The organism is Caballeronia choica, from assembly GCF_001544535.1.
Taxonomy (GTDB): Bacteria; Pseudomonadota; Gammaproteobacteria; order Burkholderiales; family Burkholderiaceae; genus Caballeronia; species Caballeronia choica.
Map to the genome: position 1 here is coordinate 125420 of NZ_FCON02000008.1, position 16460 is coordinate 141879.

Below are 16460 nucleotides of genomic sequence, written 5' to 3' on the forward strand. Positions count from 1 at the left end.
TCCTCTCGTTCTTGTTGTTCTCGGGTGCTGCGCGCCTGTGCCGGCGCTATCGGTGAAGCTCCGCGACGAAGTCGTAGTAGTCGTCGCGGCAGTACGTATCCGTCAGTTCGATCGCGCGCTGGTCCGACGTGTAGCCGATGCGCGTGATCACGAGGAGCGCCGCGCGCGGTGCGACGCCCATCATTCGCGCGACTTCCGCGCCCGCGTTGACCGCGCGAAAATGCTGCAACGCGCGCACCACCGACAGGCCGCGCTCTTCCAGGTACCGATACAGCGACGCGCCGATCGCAAGCGGCTGCGGCACGACCGACGCGGGCAAGGTGGAATGCTCGACCGCCATCACGATGCCGTCCGCACGACGCAGGCGCCGCAGGCTCGCGACGCCCGCACCGGGCGACAATCCCAGTTGCACCGTTTCGTCGCGGCTCGCCGTGCGCACTTCCCGCGCGAGCCAGATCGAATCGGGATTGAAACCACGCTGCTCCATCTTCGTCGTGAAGCCGGTGAGCCTCGACAGCGGATCTTCGACGCGCGGCGTGATGAAACTGCCCGCGCCGCGCACCCGGCGAATCAACCCTTGCTCGACGAGCAGCGCGATCGCCTTGCGCGCCGTGATCCGCGACACACCGACTCCATCCGACAACGTGCGCTCGGACGGCAGCGCTTCACCCGCGGACCACGTTCCCGCGTGAATCGCGGTGGCGAGACGGGCCGCGAGTTGCAGATACAGCGGCGTGCTGTTTTGCGCGTCGGGGGCCAGTTCTCGCCAGCGTTCGTCCATAAGAATTTTCTTGAGTTTTCGCGTTAGGGCGAGCCCATTATATAACCAAAATAATACCAGTCAATTTCGACTTTTTTGGGCGAAAATTAGCGATAATTTTATTTAAAATCAACCACTTATTCTGCATTCGCGATTCCGTATTCCATGTACTAACAGATCGGGATTTACCCGCACTGGTAGCCCAGTCGGCGCGGATTGGTCTGCGTGGCAATAAGGCCGATCTTCCTCGTTAACAAAACCGCACGACCGTACATTTATTCGGCACAATATGCACGTTTGTTTCGGAGTCGGAAATGAAATAACAGCCGGCCATTCATAACGAGAGAACGAGGGAATGATGACGGGTCCAGATCTCATGCGGACGGTCGAAGCAGTTCGGCGCTTCAACCGCTTCTACGCCCGCCACGGAGGCGGCCTGCACCAGCGGCGTCACAAGAGCCCGTATTCGACGGCGGAAACACGCGTCTTCCATGAACTTGCGCATGGCCGGGCAAAAACCGCGGCAAAGGTCGCGCGCAAACTGGATCTCGACACCGGCTATCTGAGCAGGTTGCTGGCTCGATTCGAGCGAAGCGGATTCATCGAGCGGCACCCGAACCCCGCCGACTCGCGCCAGCATTTCGTCAGGTTGACGCCGTCCGGGCGCGCCGAAGTCGACTCGATCGCGTCAGGCAGCGTGGACGAGGTATCGGCGGCTCTGGGTGATCTCGCGCGAGAGGCGCGCGCTCAACTCGTGTCGTCGATGGCGGACGTCGAACGCCTGCTCTCGCCTCCCGTCGACGGCGAGCGAATGGTTCTGCGAATGCCGCAGCGGGGCGATTTCGGCTGGATCGTCGAACGCTGCGCGCAATTCGATCACACGGGCTGGCATGCCGAAGCCCGCGCTGCTGAAGTCGTCGCGCGGCTGCTCGGTGCCGGGCAGCCCGACGCGTCACGGGCCGCGTGCTGGATCGCCGAGCAGGACTGCGGCGCGCGCATCGGCGCCGCCGTCGTCATGCCCGCTTCGGAAACGCAGGCCCGGATCGAGCTGCTGTTCGTCGAGCCGGGCGCGCGCCGGCGCGGCCTCGGCACGCGACTCGTCTCCTCATGCGCGGCGTTCGCGTCAAGCAGTCGCTATGAGAACCTCTCATGCTGCATCGACGACGCACACGCCGACCTGCGCGAATTCGTCGAGCGCGCCGGTTTCACGCCCTCGGACGACGCGCCGGCGGGGCGCGTCTGGCGACTATCGGCTGACTCCCTGCACGCGAGCTAAATAAAAACGGCGCCTCGCGAGGCGCCGTTCCGGTCGTAGCACGCGGGAAAGCGATCAGAACGATGGCACGACCGAGCCCTTGAACTCGGTCTTCATGAACTGGCGCACATCATCCGACTGATACGCCGCCACGAGCTTCTTCACCCACGTCTGATCCTTGTCCTTCATACGCACCGCGATCAGGTTCGCGTAGGGGCTATGCACGTCTTCGAGCGCGATCGCGTCTTTCGTCGGCTGCAATCCCGCGGCCAGCGCGAAGTTCGTGTTGATCGCGGCGGCATCGACATCCGCAAGCGTGCGCGGCAATTGCGCGGCATCGAGTTCGACGAGCTTGATCTTCTTCGGATTCTCCGCGACGTCGAGCGCCGTCGCGTTGCTGCCGTTCGTGCCCGCGCCCGCCTTCAGCTTGATCACGCCTTGCGACTGCAACAACAGCAGCGCGCGATTCTCATTCGACGGATCGTTCGGCACCGCAACCTTCGCGCCTTGCGGCAAGTCCTTCAGCGACTTCAGCTTCTTCGAATACACGCCGAGTGGCGAAATGTAGGTCAGACCCGCGTTGACGAGCTTGTAACCGCGCTGCTTGATCTGGCTGTCGAGATACGGCTGATGCTGGAAGCTGTTGGCGTCGAGGTCGCCTGCGTCGAGCGCGGCGTTCGGCTGCACGTAGTCGTTGAACTCGACGACCTTCACGTCGAGGCCATTGCGCTTCGCGACCTTCTGCACGACCTGCCAGATCTGCGCATCGGGACCGCTGATCGTGCCGACCTTGATGGCCTTGTCGTCGGCCTGGGCGCCGGTGCTGGTCAACAGAGCGGCCGATGCGGCGATGAGGGAAAGGGCTTTGAGCAAATGTCTGCGTTGCATGGTGTTCTCGTTTCAGTGCTGGATGACGGTGTTTCGCTTGAGGCCGCGGATGTTCGCACAGGCCTGGTGCAAACGGAAATATTCAATTTTCATGACGTTATTCGCACTCGGCACGCGCGACGGGCGCGGGCATTCGGTCGGCGCCCGGCATAGAATCGGCAGGTCATCCACGTCGGACACGAAACCGCCATGTACGTCATAAATCTCCGCTATACCGGCGCGCTTGCCGAAATCGACGACGCGCTCGAAGCGCATCGCCTCTTTCTCGATCGTCAGTTCGCCGCGGGCGTTTTCATCGCTGCCGGTCCGAAAGTGCCGCGCGACGGCGGGATCATCCTGGCATCGGCGATCGATCGCGAGAGGCTCGATGCGATCCTCGCCGAGGACCCTTTTTGGGTGGAAAAGCTCGCGCACTACGATGTGATCGAATTCACTGCGGCGCTGCTCGCGCCCGGGCTGAACCTGCCTACGCCTTCGGATGCTGAATAGGAAAAGCGGCCGGATCGGGCCGCACGCCAAATTGTCGGACGGACGTCCAACTTCTGGAGCGCGACTCGGATCGGGCCGCTTTTCCTCTGCCTGTGTCGCTGCGCGGAAGTGCCTATCGCGACATCATGTTCATCGATACGTTGTGCATGACCCAGACCGTGCCCACGACCAGAAAAAGCGCGGCCAGCACGGTGTAGCCGAACGCAATGAGATTCCAGCGCTGTTGCTTCGAAAAGTTCATGTGCAGGAAGTAACCCAGATGCACGATGATCTGGACGAACGCCAGCGCGCCAAGGGCGAGCAGCGCGGTATCCGGCGGCAGCACGCGGTTCATCACGAGCCAGAAGGCCGCTGCGGTCAGCAGCACCGAAAGCACGAAGCCGGTGACATAGCCGCCCAGACTGCCATGCCCGTGGTCCGCTGTGGATGTGTGCGTATGGCTCATTTAGATCACGCTCGCGAGATAGACGAAGGTAAAAACACCGATCCACACGATGTCGAGAAAGTGCCAGAAGAGGCTCAGGCAGGTCAGTCTGCGGATCTCGCGCTCCGACATCTCCGGATTGCAGACGACCTGCGCGGCGAGCACGACCATCCAGATCAAGCCCATCGTCACGTGCAGGCCGTGCGTGCCGACCAGCGTAAAGAACGACGACAGGAAAGCGCTTCGGTTGGGGCCGAATCCCTCGCTGAGCAGTTGCCCGAACTCGCGGAACTCCAGCCAGAGAAAGCCGAGGCCAAGCAGGAACGTCACGGCGAGCCACGCGAGCACGGTGCCGCTGCTGCGCCGGTGCGCACCGAGCATCGCGAAGCCGAACGTGATGCTGCTCAACAGCAGCACGCCGGTTTCCAGCGCGACGCCCGGGATATCGAATAGCGCCTTGCCATCCGGCCCGCCCGCGAACTGATGCCCCAATACGCCGAACACCGCGAACAGTGACGCGAAGATGACGCAGTCTGTCATCAGGTACAACCAGAAACCGAATACCGAGTGCGACTCGACGTGTTCTTCGCCGCCGAACGGTTCCGGCGCCAGAACGAGAGTTTTCTGCAACATTTAGCTGACCTCCACTGCCGCGAGCGCGCGACTGCGTTTTTCCTCGATCGTCCTGACGGTCGATGCTTCGATGAAGTGACCGTCGTTGCGACGGAAGCTGTAACCGATGACGGTCGCGGCAATGCCGACGAGCGCGGCGATCGCGAGCCACCAGATGTGCCAGATGCCCGCGAAGCCCAGCACCAGACTGAACATCCCGACGAAAAAGCCTGCGCTCGTGTTCGACGGCATGTGGATGTCGCGATAGACCGAGTCCCGTCCGAGGCCGTGGCCGGTTTCCTTCATGTGCGCGAACGCGTCGAGTTCATGGACGACCGGGAGATTCGCGAAGTTGTAGGCCGGCGGCGGCGACGACGTCGCCCATTCGAGCGTGCGGCCGCCCCACGGGTCGCCGGTGATGTCGCGATAGGCCGGCTGATTGCGCCTGAGCACGCTCACCCACACCTGCGCGACCTGATGCGCGACGCCGATCGCGATCAGCACCACACCGAACGCAGCGACCTGGAGCCACGGCTGCCACGCCGGATTGTCATAGTGATTCATCCGTCGCATCATGCCCATGAAGCCGAGCACGTAAAGCGGCGTGAACGCGACAAAGAAGCCCACGAACCAGAACCAGAACGCGCGCTTGCCGAGCTTCTCATCGAGCTTGAAACCAAACGCCTTCGGGAACCAGTAATGAAGCCCCGCGAGGTAGCCGAATACCACGCCGCCGATGATCGTGTTGTGGAAGTGAGCGACGAGGAACAGGCTGTTGTGCAACACGAAGTCCGCGCCCGGGATCGCGAGCATCACGCCGGTCATGCCGCCGATCGTGAAGGTGATCATGAAGCCGATCGTCCACAGCACCGGCGTGGTGAATTCGAGGCGGCCGCGATAGATCGTGAACAGCCAGTTGAAAATCTTAACGCCGGTCGGGATGGCGATGATCATTGTCATGATGCCAAAGAACGCATTGACGTTCGCACCCGATCCCATCGTGAAGAAGTGATGCAGCCACACGAGGAACGCCAGCACCATGATCACGCACGACGCGTACACCATTGTGGCATAGCCGAACAGCGTCTTCCTGGCGAAGGTCGCGACCACTTCCGAATAGATGCCGAACGCCGGCAATACCAGGATATAGACCTCGGGGTGTCCCCATGCCCAGATCAGGTTCAGATAGACCATCGCGTTGCCGCCGAGGTCGTTGGTGAAGAAGTGCATGTCGAGATAGCGATCCAGGCCGAGCAGCGCCAGCGCGACCGTCAGGATCGGGAACGTCGCCATGATCAGCACGTTCGAGCACAGCGCCGTCCAGGTGAACACCGGCATCTTCATGAGCGTCATGCCGGGCGCGCGCATCTTCACGATCGTCACGAAGAAATTGATCGCCGTGATGAGCGTGCCGACTCCCGACAACTGCAGGCTCCAGATGTAGTAGTCGACCCCGACGCCCGGACTGAACTGCAACTCGGACAACGGCGGATAGGCAAGCCAGCCCACCTGCGCAAATTCACCGACCACGAGCGACACGTTCATCAGGATCGCGGAAATTGCCGTCATCCAGAAGCTGAGCGAATTGAGGAACGGGAACGCGACGTCGCGCGCGCCGATCTGCAGGGGCACCACGAGATTGAAGAAGCCGACCATCAGCGCCATCGCCATGAAGAAGATCATGATGACGCCGTGCGCGGTGAAAATCTGGTCGTAGTGATGCGGCGGCAGGAAGCCGGGATCGAGATACGCAATCGCCTGCTGGGCGCGCATCATGACCGCGTCGATGAAGCCGCGCACCAGCATCAGCACCGCGACCACGATATACATGACGCCGATTCGCTTGTGGTCGACGCTCGTCAGCCACTCGGTCCACAGCCATTTCCATTTGCCGAACCGGGTGAGCGCGCCCGCTATGCCGAGCACAATGAGCGCCATGAAAGCGCCAGCTCCCATGATGATCGGCTGATCCAACGGAATCGCCGACAGTGTGAGTTTTCCGAACATGCGTTACCCCTGCCTTCCGCAGGCAGCATCCTTCAAATCGAGGACGTTACCGTTGTTGTACTTTGCGATGATGTTGTGAAAGAGCTTCGAATCGACCGTCGAGAAGTACCTGACCGGCTGCTTCTCGCTCGGCTTCGTCACGGCGCCGTAGGCGTCCATGTCGAGCCGTTCAGGGGACGCCTTCACGCTGGCGACCCAGGCGTCGAACTGTTCGGGCGTCTTGGCGAGCGCCCGGAATTTCATGTCCGAATAGCCCCGGCCGCTGTAGTTGGCCGATACGCCGGCGTAATCGCCGGCTTCATCTGCGATCAGGTGCAGGCGCGTCTGCATGCCGGCCATCGCGTAGATCTGGCTGCCGAGTTGCGGGATGAAGAACGAATTCATCACCGAGTCGGAAGTGATCCGCAAATTGACCGGTGTGCCGACCGGGAACGCCACCTGATTGACGGTGGCAATGCCGAGGTCCGGGTAAATGAAAAGCCACTTCCAGTCGAGCGCGACGACTTCGACGTTGATCGGTTTCACCGACGACTCGAGCGGCTTGTACGGATCGAGTTCGTGCGTGGTCTTCCACGTCAGGATGCCGAGGAACAGGACGATCAGCGTGGGAATGGTCCAGACGACGACTTCGATTGCCGTCGAGTGCGCCCACTTCGGCGCGTAGGTGGCGTTACGATTGGACGCGCGATAACGCCATGCGAAGAACAGCGTAAGAATGATGACCGGTATGACGACGATCAGCATCGTGACCGTCGATGTAATGATGAGGGACTTTTCCGCCGCTCCGACGCTGCCCTTCGGGTCCAGCACGTGGAGTTCGCTACATCCGGAAAGACACGAGATCAACGCTAGCGAGAAGGGAAGCAGCAGCCCCTTTAGGAATTTTCTGGTCATTTCATTTGCCTGATCTTCATCGAATCGTTCCCGACGGGATGCGCCCATTTCCAGGTTGAAAATGCGCGAAATATCCGCTTTGGGCGAGATTTTATGCAGAACGGCGAACCAGAAAATTGACCGTTATCAACGCATTGAGACGCGAGTGCTCAACTGTCTGGATGGCTGCGCCCGCGACGCGTCAATCGTTGTGAATTGGCGTCGGGGCACGTACGAGATGAATCTTAGGAAGTCTTATTGACGCGATAAACCGACAGTCGCAAGGGCGTGCGATGTGGTTGCATCAGGGGCGGAAAGTCGGAAGAAAGGTTCGCGCGAATCGAGTCAATCTGCTCAGTCGAGCAGTAGTTTCAGATCGTGGACCCACGTCTGAACGCCCTGCCCGTCGCGGGCAAATAGCCGCAGCTTGCCTTGCGGATCGAACACGTAGCTCGCCGCCGTGTGGTCCATCGTGTAGTCGCCCGGGGTCTTGCCCGGCGCCTTCGCGTAGTACACGCGGAAGTCCTTGGCGACCTTCACGAGTTGGGCATCGCCGGCGGGGCGCAAGCCGATGTACGACGCGTTGAACGCCGACACGTACTGCCCAAGCAACTCCGGTGTATCGCGCGCGGGATCGACCGTGACCATCAGCACCTGGACGCGCTTGCCGTCGTCGCCGAGTTGCTGCAACGCCTGGGAAAGCTCGGCGAGCGTGGTCGGACAGACATCCGGACAATGCGTATAGCCGAAAAACAGCACGACCGCGCGACCCTTGAAATCGGCAAGCGTGCGGGTCTTGCCCGACGTGTCCGGCAATGAGAAATCGCTGCCGAATTGCGTGTTGCCGGTGATGTCGAGATTCTTGAACTCGGGCGCCTTGTTGCACGACGCGAGCAGCGCGACACCCGCCAGCGCGACCAGAAGCCGCGCGAAAGTCTTGCGAGCCGAAGCCGTCATGCGCCGATCACCGTGCGCACGTAGTGATCGACGAGCAGCGCGCCGAACAGCAGCGACAGATACACGATCGAATAGCGGAAGGTCTTGCGCGCGAGCATGTCGGAATACTCGCGATAGATCTTCCACGCGTAGCCAAGGAAGATCGCGCCGAGCACCACCGCGGAAGCCAGATAGATCACCCCGCTCATGCCAGAGATGAACGGCATCATCGTGACGGCGAACAGGATCACCGTGTAGAGGAAAATGTGCAGCCGCGTGTATTGCTCGCCGTGCGTGTTCGGCAGCATCGGCAGGCCGGCATTCTCGTAGTCCTTGCGGCGGTAGAGCGCGAGCGCCCAGAAATGCGGCGGCGTCCAGACGAAGATGATCAGCACGAGGATCCACGCGTCGCCGGGCACGGCACCCGTGACCGCCGCCCAGCCGAGCGCCGGCGGCATCGCGCCCGACGCCCCGCCGATCACGATGTTCTGCGGCGTATAAGGCTTCAGCAACAACGTGTAGACGACCGCATAACCGACGAACGTCGCGACCGTGAGCCACATCGTCAGCGCATTGGTGAACGTGTAGAGCGTCGCCATGCCGGCACCGCCGAGCACCGCCGAGAACAGCAGGATCTGCACAGGCGTAATTTCGCCGCGCGCCGACGGACGCCACGACGTGCGCCGCATCATCGCATCGACCTTTTGCTCGACCAGACAGTTGATCGCGAACGCCGCGCCCGCCAGCAGCCAGATGCCGACCGTGCCGCCGATGAGCACGGTCCACGGCACCATGCCGGGCGTCGAAAGGAACATGCCGATCACCGCGCAGAACACCGCGAGTTGCGTCACGCGAGGTTTCGTCAGCGCGAGATATTGCGAGACGCGGTTACCGAAGGGAGAGGTGATTGTCGTGCTTTCCATGGGGATTTGGATTCACGCTGAAACGACGTCGCGCGCGAGGAGCACGGCGCGGCCGGGACGGCTGGAGGAGATTCGAAAGTTTAGCATAACGAGCAACAATAGCAGGATCGCCGCACCGCCGTTGTGCGCCACGGCAATGGGCAGCGGCCACTGCAGAACGATGTTCGACAGGCCCGTCACGAACTGCACGAGGATCAGCAGCAGCACGCCGTTCGCGGGCGTGCGCAGCGATTCGAAGCGGCGCAGCCTGAGCGCGAGCCACAGCATGTAGAGCACGACGACGACTGCGAAGCTTCGATGCGTCCAGTGAATCGCGACGAGCGCGTCCTGCGAGATCACGTCGCCGTCACCGGTCATGCCGAGGGCGCGCCACAGGTGGAAGCCGTGCTCGAAGTTCATCGGCGGAATCCATTGGCCGTTGCAGAGCGGAAAGTCGGTACAGGCGAGCACGGCGTAATTCGTGCTGACCCAGCCGCCGAGCGCGATTTGCAGCACGAGAAGCGCCAGTCCGAAGGCCGCCGCCGGCAGCCAGCGCGCGGCCTCGGGTTCGTGGACGGGAATCGGCGTCTGCCGCGCGGCGAGCCAGCCGAGCGTGCCGAGAAGCGCGAGCCCGAGCAGCAGATGCAGCGTGACGATCACCGGCTGAAGCTTCATCGTGACGGTCCAGGCGCCGAACGCGCCCTGCACGCAGATCAGCAGCAGGATGCCGGTCGGCCACCACGGCGACACATGCAGTGGACGACGCTTCACGCGCGCCGTCCACGCGATCAGCACCTGGGCGATGATCAGCACGCCGATCGCCATCGCGAAATAGCGATGCAGCATCTCGATCCACGCCTTGGCCATGCTGACAGGCCCGGTGGGCAACGCCTGATGCGCGGCCGTGATCGCCGCGTGGGCGACGAACGGCGACGACGTGCCGTAGCATCCCGGCCAGTCGGGGCAGCCCAATCCTGAATCGGTGAGCCGGGTAAAGCCGCCGAACATGATCAGGTCGAGCGTGAGAAAGGTCGTCAGCCAGACGAGCTTGCGGAATTTGTTGTCGTCGGCCCTGACCCAGACGTACGACAGCGGCAGCAGCGCGATACACAGGCCGATCAGGCCAAGTTGCAGGACGAACATTCTTCTGAATCCTCAACCGATCCGCGACCACTTCAGCAGTTTCGCCAGATCGTTCTTGATCTTCGCCGGATCGGGATTCTTCGGGAAACGCATCATCAGGTTGCCGTTTGGATCGACGAGAAAGATGTGGTCGGTGAGTTGCGTGCCGTCGGATACCGGCAGCCATTGCGCGAGCGCTTTCTGATCCGCGACGAACATCCGCGTGTCAGGCTCCGGATACGCGTTCTTGATGACATCGGAGACAGGTTTGTCGTCCGTGCGCAGCCAGACGTCGACCACCCGTTCGCGCTCGGCCGACTGCAACGCGCGCACCTGGCGCATGAAGTAGAGGCGCGTCGCGCACTGTTCGTTGCAGTCGCTGCCGTTCACGATGACCATCAGCCATTTGCCGCGCATCGCCGTGAGCGGCATCGGCTGGCCCTTTTCGTCGGTGACCAGCAGTTCACCGGGAATCGGGCGCTGCGGCTCGATCAGCGCGCCGTAGCTGGTCGTGCCGCCGGTCGGCTTGAACACGTAGTACATCAGATAGGACGCGATCACCGGCGCCGCGCAGACGAGCGCGAGCAGCAACAACATCCAGCGGCCCTTGTTCCACGAACCTTTCGTGGATTGCTGGTGCTGCGCGCGCGCCTTGTTGATGGCGGACGGCGAGGGGCGTGGGGTTTGCATCGACAAAACGTGACCTCTATTCGCTATTCAGTATTCGCTAGTTACTATTCACACTACGCGGCGTATTCCTTCCTGACGACACGCCGCTCGGGATTCCGGTTCAGGCGTGGCTCGCGCGATTCTCCGGGTCGTCCGCGTCCGTGTTCTTCTTCGCGGCGCGGCGCGCAGCGTACAAACCGAAGCCAAGCGCGGCCGCCGCCATGCCCCACCACTGGAACATGTAGCCGTAGTTGCGCTCGACGCCGAGCGTCGGCGCCGGCCAGTCGCGCACGAGCTTGTCGCCCGTGTCGTTCAGTTGCTGGATCACGAACGGCTGCAGCGGCAGGCCGGTTTCGCCGGCATACGCGGCGATGTCGAGATTCTGCCGAATCTTCTGCCGTGCCGCCGATCCGCCACTGCCCAGTTCAAACGCCTGCGACGCATTCGCGCGTGCAATCCCTTCTATGTCGACTTCGCCCTTCGGTGTCTCGTACGACTCGATACCCGTGCGATCGGCGAGATTGCGCGGCAGCCAGCCACGGTTGACGAGCACGTAGCCTCCGCCGTCGAGTTTAAACGGCATCACGACATAAAAGCCCGGCTGGTCGTTATAAGGCCGATTATCGAGATAAACGACCTTCTCGGGCAAAAATTCCCCCCGCGCGAGCACCCGGTGGAACTCGATATCCTTCAACGGCAGCGGCATCACGCCGACGCGCTGGGCCGGCGCGTTCTCGAAAGCGACGATCCGCGCGTTGAGCGCTTCCTTCTGATGCGCGCGGTCGCGCTGCCAGAAGCCGAGCCGCAGCGTAATCGCCACGACGATCAGGATCAGGACCGTCGGCCAGAAGCGGATCTTCATGCCGGGCATCCGTCCGGCGCGACCCGGCACATTCCATGCGATGCGATAATCGATTGATTCAACTTCTTGCGCCAATCGCTGGCTGGTTTCATGCACATCATCGTTGCCATCGCTTTCATCCTTATCATCGGCAGCCTCGGGTCGGCGCTGTATTTCATGATGACCGACAAGGGCAAGACCCAGCGCATGGTGTGGTCGCTTGCCATGCGCGTCGGGTTGTCCATCTCCCTCTTCCTGTTCATCCTGTTCGCACACTGGATGGGCTGGATTCAGTCGACCGGCATTCCGCTCGGACGCTGAACGCTCGCGAAGGTTCGTCACCCAGGCGCCGGCGCATCGTTGTAACACGCGGTAGGCGCGGCCGGCGGCCCGGTGCGACGCAACGGCGCGTTCGCTTCGGGTCGCGCTCCGCTTGGCCACCGTCCGCCTGCGACGTTCCGCAAAAACAAAGCGCCGCCCGGGACACGTCGAGGGCGGCGCTCAAGCGAAGCTTCTTCCTGACTCAACCTGCAGGACGGCGCGTCTCGCCACCGTCCCCGGGATTCGAATCCTTACAGCCAGTACACGACGACATACAGCCCGAGCCACACGACGTCCACGAAGTGCCAGTACCACGCGGCGCCTTCGAACGCGAAATGATGCTCCGCCGTGAAGTGTCCCCGGATCAGCCGCACCATCACCACCGTCAGCATCGTGCCGCCAAGGAACACGTGAAAACCGTGGAAGCCGGTCAGCAGGAAGAACGTCGAACCGTACACGCCGGACGCAAGCGTCAGGTTGAGTTCGTTGTACGCGTGGAAGTATTCGTAGCCCTGGCAGAACAGGAACGTCACGCCGAGCAGCACCGTCGCGCCGAGCCAGAGGATTGCCTTCCTGCGATGGTCTTCGCGCAGCGCGTGGTGCGCCACTGTCAGCGTGGCGCCCGAGCTGAGCAGCAGCGCGGTGTTGATCGTCGGCAGCGGCCAGGGCGTCATCGAGCGGAAGTGCCCCACCAGCTCCGCCGGCCCGGTGTTCGGCCACACCGCGCTGAAATCCGGCCAGATCAGCTTGTAGTCGAGGCTGCCGAGTTCGTGCATCGCGATCGCGCGAGCGTAGAACAGCGCGCCGAAGAACGCAGCGAAGAACATCACTTCGGAGAAGATGAACCAGCTCATGCTCCAGCGATACGACGTGTCGACGCGCTTGCCATACATGCCGCTTTCCGACTCGGCGATGGCGTCGCCGAACCAGTGCCACAGCACGAACAGCACGAAGAGCACGCCGATCAACGTCGTGAACGGCGCCCAGCTATGGTCGTTGACCCACGCCGCCAGCGATCCGAGCGCAACCAGGAGGCCGATGGCCGCCATGATCGGATGCCGCGACGGGTGCGGCACAAAGTAGTACGGGCTATCGTTTTGACCGCTCATTTTTGATTCTCCACTTCGATCCAGTTGCTTGATTTCTTCGACCCTGGCCGCGCGTTCCACTCAACCCACGCCAACCCGCTCGCTTGACTTGCTCGCCTGACTTGCTCGCTTGACTTGTTACCCCACCACCGCGCGCACCACCAGCAGCAACACGACGATGAACACCACCGCCCCGAGCACGCCCGCCGCAATCAGGTGCAGCGGGTTCAACTGGGCGGCATCGCTTTCCAGGTCGGCTCTGCGGCGCACGCCGAAGAACGACCAGAACACCGCCTTGAGCAACTTCAGAAAACTCGTCTTCGATGCGGCCCTTCCAGGCTCTCGCGGCTTGTCTGCTTCGACCATCATTCTTTCCTTGGACGCTCAGGTCCCGCTGCCGCTCTTCGCCACCGACTTCGGCGCCGTGAGTTCGAAGAACGTGTACGACAGCGTGATCGTCTTCACATCCTTCGGCAGCTTCGGATCGACGACGAACACCACCGGCATGCGCTTCGTCTCGTTGGCGGCGAGCGTCTGCTGGGTGAAGCAAAAGCATTCGATCTTCTTGAAGTACTCGGTGGCCTCTTTCGGCGCGTAGCTCGGAATGGCTTGCGCCTGAACCGTGCGTCCCTGCTCGTTGGTCACCTGGTACATCACCGTCATTACCTGGCCGGGGTGTACGTCGAGACTGCTTTGCTCCGGCTTGAACTGCAGCGGGCCGCGCGCGTTGGCATCGAATTCGATCGAAATCGTGCGGCTCGCGTCGACCTGCGTATTTTTCGCCTCGCGCTCGCCGACATCGCGCTGCACGAGATTGTTGATGCCCGTGATCGAGCAGATCGCGCGATACATCGGCACCAGCGCAAAACCGAATCCGAACATCAGCGCCGCCACGACGACGAGCTTCACGAGCATCGAACGATTGAACGCCCGATCGGACTGTACTTCCTCTGGACTGGACACTTCGTTACTCAACCTCTCGACAGCAGGAACTGATTGACGACGGCAGCCGTGAAAAAGACGGCGACGATCGCAAGCAGGATCAAACCGAGCCGCTTGTTGCCCGCGCGAATTTGCTCGGGCGTGCGTCTTTCCTGTGGATTCCGGGTCATGCCTCGAACTTCTCGTTCCGTTAATTACTGCTTGCAAGGCCCCGAACGTGGACCTTGCAGCATGACGACAACCTGAAAATCACTCGACGGTCGGCGGGTTTTCGAACGTATGGAACGGCGCCGGGCTCGGCACGGTCCATTCGAGGCCTTCCGCGCCGTCCCACGGCTTGTCGCCGGCCTTTTCGAGTTCGCCACCGCCGCGGTACGCCGGCAGCGCGACCGCGAACAGGAAGTACACCTGCGCGAGACCGAAGCCGAATGCGCCGATGGTCGCGACCTGGTTGAAGTCGGTGAACTGCGCCGGGTAATCCGCATAGCGGCGCGGCATGCCCGCGAGGCCCAGGAAGTGCATCGGGAAGAACGTGACGTTGAAGAAGATCATCGACGCCCAGAAGTGGATCTTCCCGCGCGTTTCGTTGTACATCCAGCCCGTCCACTTCGGCGCCCAGTAGTACCAGCCGGAGAAGAGCGCGAAGAGCGACCCCGCCACCAGCACGTAGTGGAAGTGCGCCACCACGTAGTAAGTGCCGTGCATCTGGATGTCGAGCGGCGCCATCGAAAGAATCAGGCCCGTGAAGCCGCCCATCGTGAACACGAACAGGAAGCCGATCGCGAAGATCATCGGCGTTTCGAACGTGAGCGAACCGCGCCACATCGTCGCGACCCAGTTGAACACCTTCACGCCCGTCGGAACGGCGATCAGCATCGTCGCGTACATGAAGAAGAGCTGGCCCGTCACCGGCATGCCGGTGGCGAACATGTGGTGCGCCCAGACCATGAACGAGAGAATCGCGATCGATGCCGTCGCGTACACCATCGAGCTATAGCCGAACAGCGGCTTGCGCGAGAACGCCGGGATCACCTGCGACACGATCCCGAACGCCGGCAAGATCATGATGTACACCTCGGGGTGACCGAAGAACCAGAAGATGTGCTGGTACATCACCGGGTCGCCGCCGCCCGCCGCGTTGAAGAACGACGTGCCGAAGTGGCGGTCGAACAGCACCATCGTGATCGCGCCCGCCAGGACCGGCATCACCGCGATCAGCAGGTACGCCGTGATCAGCCACGTCCACGCGAACATCGGCATCTTCATGAGCGTCATGCCGGGCGCGCGCATGTTGAGGATCGTCACGACGATGTTGATGCCGCCCATGATCGACGACGCGCCCATCAAGTGGACCGCGAAAATCGCGAAGTCCATGCCCGGGCCCATCTGCGTGGAGAGCGGCGCGTACAGCGTCCAGCCGGCGGCGGTCGCGCCGCCCGGCGTGAAGAACGAGCCGACCAGCAGCACGGCCGCGACCGGCAGCAGCCAGAAGCTGAAGTTGTTCATCCGCGCGAACGCCATGTCGGATGCGCCGATCTGCAGCGGGATCATCCAGTTCGCAAAGCCGACGAACGCCGGCATGATCGCGCCGAACACCATGATCAGGCCGTGCATGGTGGTCAACTGGTTGAAGAACTCGGGACGCATGATCTGCAGGCCGGGCTCGAAGAGCTCGGCGCGGATCATGAGTGCCATCACGCCCCCGGAGAGGAACATGGTGAACGAGAACAACAGGTACAGCGTACCGATGTCCTTGTGGTTGGTGGCAAAGAGCCACCGGCGCCAGCCATGCGGCAGTTCGTGCGCATGATCGTGGGCGTGGTCGTGACCCGCGGCTACATCGTGTCCGATGCTCGACATGACAATCTCCTAAAGCGAATGCTGCGGCACTTGGTGCATCCCGCCTGCTCCCTTTCCCCGGAACAGGCGCGACACGTCAAGCAGCCGGACTGATCTCTACGCGACGGGCTTCTTTCGCATCCGCGCCGCCCGTAATGGTTTCCGGCTTCTTCAAAACGATGCGGTCTTCCGCGACGCCCGCTGCCTTCAGCGCATCGCGTACGGCCTGCGCGCGCGTCTTGGCGAGTTCGGCGTTCTTGGCGGCGGAACCGGTGGCGTCGGTGAAACCCGACAGCGCGAGTTTCGCGTCCGGATGCGCCTTCGCATACGCGGCGGCGGCCTGCACGGCGGCGGCCGCGTCGGCCGGCAGCGTGCTCTTGCCGGTTTCGAAGTAGATGCTGGCGGGCAGGCTGCCGGCAGCTTGCGCCGCGTCCGCGCCCGAGGCGCCCGAGGCGGCCGGTGCGGCCGGCGTGGCCGCTGCGGCGGGTGTGG

The 16460-nt window shown here is 62.3% G+C and carries 21 protein-coding genes; 3 read left to right on the forward strand and 18 right to left on the reverse strand.

All coding sequences use genetic code 11. From position 1 onward, the window contains the following. Positions 1–46 precede the first annotated feature (46 nt). Positions 47–781, reverse strand: coding sequence for a GntR family transcriptional regulator (locus AWB68_RS05845; protein ID WP_087643403.1), 735 nt, complete (start codon positions 779–781; stop codon positions 47–49). Positions 782–1118: 337 nt separating this feature from the next. On the opposite strand from AWB68_RS05845, the gene AWB68_RS05850 reads away from it, so the two are divergent. Next, positions 1119–2036: a bifunctional helix-turn-helix transcriptional regulator/GNAT family N-acetyltransferase gene (locus AWB68_RS05850; RefSeq protein WP_160109975.1), complete on the forward strand. Its 918-nt coding sequence runs from the start codon at positions 1119–1121 to the stop codon at positions 2034–2036. Between the two features lie 54 nt (positions 2037–2090). Here the strand turns inward: AWB68_RS05850 and AWB68_RS05855 are convergent, their stop codons facing one another. Together AWB68_RS05855 and AWB68_RS48135 are read right to left on the reverse strand one after the other, a co-directional pair. Continuing rightward, complete coding sequence (locus AWB68_RS05855) at positions 2091–2903, reverse strand: MetQ/NlpA family ABC transporter substrate-binding protein (protein WP_087643405.1); 813 nt, start codon at positions 2901–2903, stop codon at positions 2091–2093. 12 nt (positions 2904–2915) lie between these two features. Beyond that, complete coding sequence (locus tag AWB68_RS48135; protein ID WP_160109976.1) at positions 2916–3083, reverse strand: hypothetical protein; 168 nt, start codon at positions 3081–3083, stop codon at positions 2916–2918. A 9-nt stretch (positions 3084–3092) separates the two neighbouring features. Between AWB68_RS48135 and AWB68_RS05860 the strand changes: the two genes are divergently transcribed. Next, positions 3093–3392 carry a YciI family protein gene (locus AWB68_RS05860; RefSeq protein WP_087643406.1) on the forward strand — a complete coding sequence of 100 codons (300 nt, stop codon included), beginning with the start codon at positions 3093–3095 and terminating at the stop codon, positions 3390–3392. Between the two features lie 112 nt (positions 3393–3504). Here AWB68_RS05860 and cyoD read toward each other — a convergent pair whose 3' ends face one another. From cyoD to AWB68_RS05905, 9 genes are all read right to left on the reverse strand, one after another. Beyond that, the gene (gene cyoD, locus AWB68_RS05865) at positions 3505–3837 is read right to left on the reverse strand and encodes a cytochrome o ubiquinol oxidase subunit IV (protein WP_087643407.1); all 333 of its coding nucleotides are present in this window, start codon (positions 3835–3837) and stop codon (positions 3505–3507) included. Beyond that, complete coding sequence (cyoC, locus tag AWB68_RS05870; protein ID WP_087643408.1) at positions 3838–4449, reverse strand: cytochrome o ubiquinol oxidase subunit III; 612 nt, start codon at positions 4447–4449, stop codon at positions 3838–3840. It abuts the gene before it with no gap. Beyond that, complete coding sequence (gene cyoB, locus AWB68_RS05875) at positions 4450–6435, reverse strand: cytochrome o ubiquinol oxidase subunit I (RefSeq protein WP_087643409.1); 1986 nt, start codon at positions 6433–6435, stop codon at positions 4450–4452. It abuts the gene before it with no gap. Positions 6436–6438: 3 nt separating this feature from the next. Further along, positions 6439–7329, reverse strand: a complete 891-nt coding sequence (cyoA, locus tag AWB68_RS05880) for a ubiquinol oxidase subunit II (protein ID WP_087643428.1) — start codon at positions 7327–7329, stop codon at positions 6439–6441. A 333-nt stretch (positions 7330–7662) separates the two neighbouring features. Next, positions 7663–8265 (reverse strand): SCO family protein, encoded by a 603-nt coding sequence (locus AWB68_RS05885; protein WP_087643410.1) that lies wholly within the window; start codon positions 8263–8265, stop codon positions 7663–7665. After that, on the reverse strand, positions 8262–9167 hold the full coding sequence (gene cyoE / locus AWB68_RS05890; RefSeq protein WP_087643411.1) for a heme o synthase: 906 nt from the start codon (positions 9165–9167) through the stop codon (positions 8262–8264). The genes AWB68_RS05885 and cyoE overlap by 4 nt, the downstream gene beginning before the upstream one ends. A 12-nt stretch (positions 9168–9179) precedes the next feature. After that, positions 9180–10289, reverse strand: coding sequence for a COX15/CtaA family protein (locus AWB68_RS05895; protein WP_087643412.1), 1110 nt, complete (start codon positions 10287–10289; stop codon positions 9180–9182). Between the two features lie 12 nt (positions 10290–10301). Then, a complete protein-coding gene (locus AWB68_RS05900) occupies positions 10302–10964 on the reverse strand; it encodes an SCO family protein (RefSeq protein WP_374729554.1) in 663 nt (220 codons plus the stop codon). Positions 10965–11058: 94 nt separating this feature from the next. Further along, positions 11059–11799, reverse strand: a complete 741-nt coding sequence (locus tag AWB68_RS05905) for an SURF1 family protein (protein ID WP_087643430.1) — start codon at positions 11797–11799, stop codon at positions 11059–11061. Positions 11800–11889: 90 nt separating this feature from the next. Here AWB68_RS05905 and AWB68_RS05910 point away from each other — a divergent pair, with 90 nt between their 5' ends. Beyond that, on the forward strand, positions 11890–12099 hold the full coding sequence (locus AWB68_RS05910) for a twin transmembrane helix small protein (protein ID WP_087643429.1): 210 nt from the start codon (positions 11890–11892) through the stop codon (positions 12097–12099). Between the two features lie 251 nt (positions 12100–12350). Here AWB68_RS05910 and AWB68_RS05915 read toward each other — a convergent pair whose 3' ends face one another. The 6 genes from AWB68_RS05915 to AWB68_RS05940 form a co-directional block, all read right to left on the reverse strand. Next, the gene (locus AWB68_RS05915) at positions 12351–13208 is read right to left on the reverse strand and encodes a cytochrome c oxidase subunit 3 (RefSeq protein WP_087643414.1); all 858 of its coding nucleotides are present in this window, start codon (positions 13206–13208) and stop codon (positions 12351–12353) included. A 117-nt stretch (positions 13209–13325) separates the two neighbouring features. Beyond that, positions 13326–13553 carry a DUF2970 domain-containing protein gene (locus AWB68_RS05920; protein ID WP_087643415.1) on the reverse strand — a complete coding sequence of 76 codons (228 nt, stop codon included), beginning with the start codon at positions 13551–13553 and terminating at the stop codon, positions 13326–13328. 18 nt (positions 13554–13571) lie between these two features. Then, entirely contained in the window at positions 13572–14150 is a 579-nt protein-coding gene (locus tag AWB68_RS05925) for a cytochrome c oxidase assembly protein (RefSeq protein WP_087643416.1), read from the reverse strand. 8 nt (positions 14151–14158) lie between these two features. Next, complete coding sequence (locus AWB68_RS48810; protein WP_087643417.1) at positions 14159–14299, reverse strand: cytochrome oxidase small assembly protein; 141 nt, start codon at positions 14297–14299, stop codon at positions 14159–14161. A gap of 79 nt (positions 14300–14378) precedes the next feature. Continuing rightward, positions 14379–15989 (reverse strand): cytochrome c oxidase subunit I, encoded by a 1611-nt coding sequence (gene ctaD / locus AWB68_RS05935; protein WP_087643418.1) that lies wholly within the window; start codon positions 15987–15989, stop codon positions 14379–14381. Positions 15990–16065: 76 nt separating this feature from the next. Beyond that, a partial coding sequence (locus AWB68_RS05940) for an OmpA family protein (protein WP_143281953.1) occupies positions 16066–16460 on the reverse strand: 395 nt, incomplete at its 5' end.

What these genes read in the sequence shown, in the direction of transcription:
- AWB68_RS05885 (WP_087643410.1), bottom strand. Translation starts at nt 8,265, where the DNA reads ATGACGGCTTCGGCTCGCAAGACTTTCGCGCGGCTTCTGGTCGCGCTG.
- AWB68_RS05845 (WP_087643403.1), bottom strand. Translation starts at nt 781, where the DNA reads ATGGACGAACGCTGGCGAGAACTGGCCCCCGACGCGCAAAACAGCACG.
- cyoA (WP_087643428.1), bottom strand. Translation starts at nt 7,329, where the DNA reads ATGACCAGAAAATTCCTAAAGGGGCTGCTGCTTCCCTTCTCGCTAGCG.
- AWB68_RS05895 (WP_087643412.1), bottom strand. Translation starts at nt 10,289, where the DNA reads ATGTTCGTCCTGCAACTTGGCCTGATCGGCCTGTGTATCGCGCTGCTG.
- cyoB (WP_087643409.1), bottom strand. Translation starts at nt 6,435, where the DNA reads ATGTTCGGAAAACTCACACTGTCGGCGATTCCGTTGGATCAGCCGATC.
- cyoD (WP_087643407.1), bottom strand. Translation starts at nt 3,837, where the DNA reads ATGAGCCATACGCACACATCCACAGCGGACCACGGGCATGGCAGTCTG.
- AWB68_RS05905 (WP_087643430.1), bottom strand. Translation starts at nt 11,799, where the DNA reads ATGAAGATCCGCTTCTGGCCGACGGTCCTGATCCTGATCGTCGTGGCG.
- AWB68_RS05915 (WP_087643414.1), bottom strand. Translation starts at nt 13,208, where the DNA reads ATGAGCGGTCAAAACGATAGCCCGTACTACTTTGTGCCGCACCCGTCG.
- AWB68_RS05855 (WP_087643405.1), bottom strand. Translation starts at nt 2,903, where the DNA reads ATGCAACGCAGACATTTGCTCAAAGCCCTTTCCCTCATCGCCGCATCG.
- AWB68_RS05860 (WP_087643406.1), top strand. Translation starts at nt 3,093, where the DNA reads ATGTACGTCATAAATCTCCGCTATACCGGCGCGCTTGCCGAAATCGAC.
- ctaD (WP_087643418.1), bottom strand. Translation starts at nt 15,989, where the DNA reads ATGTCGAGCATCGGACACGATGTAGCCGCGGGTCACGACCACGCCCAC.
- AWB68_RS05910 (WP_087643429.1), top strand. Translation starts at nt 11,890, where the DNA reads ATGCACATCATCGTTGCCATCGCTTTCATCCTTATCATCGGCAGCCTC.
- cyoC (WP_087643408.1), bottom strand. Translation starts at nt 4,449, where the DNA reads ATGTTGCAGAAAACTCTCGTTCTGGCGCCGGAACCGTTCGGCGGCGAA.
- AWB68_RS48810 (WP_087643417.1), bottom strand. Translation starts at nt 14,299, where the DNA reads ATGACCCGGAATCCACAGGAAAGACGCACGCCCGAGCAAATTCGCGCG.
- AWB68_RS05850 (WP_160109975.1), top strand. Translation starts at nt 1,119, where the DNA reads ATGACGGGTCCAGATCTCATGCGGACGGTCGAAGCAGTTCGGCGCTTC.
- AWB68_RS05920 (WP_087643415.1), bottom strand. Translation starts at nt 13,553, where the DNA reads ATGGTCGAAGCAGACAAGCCGCGAGAGCCTGGAAGGGCCGCATCGAAG.
- cyoE (WP_087643411.1), bottom strand. Translation starts at nt 9,167, where the DNA reads ATGGAAAGCACGACAATCACCTCTCCCTTCGGTAACCGCGTCTCGCAA.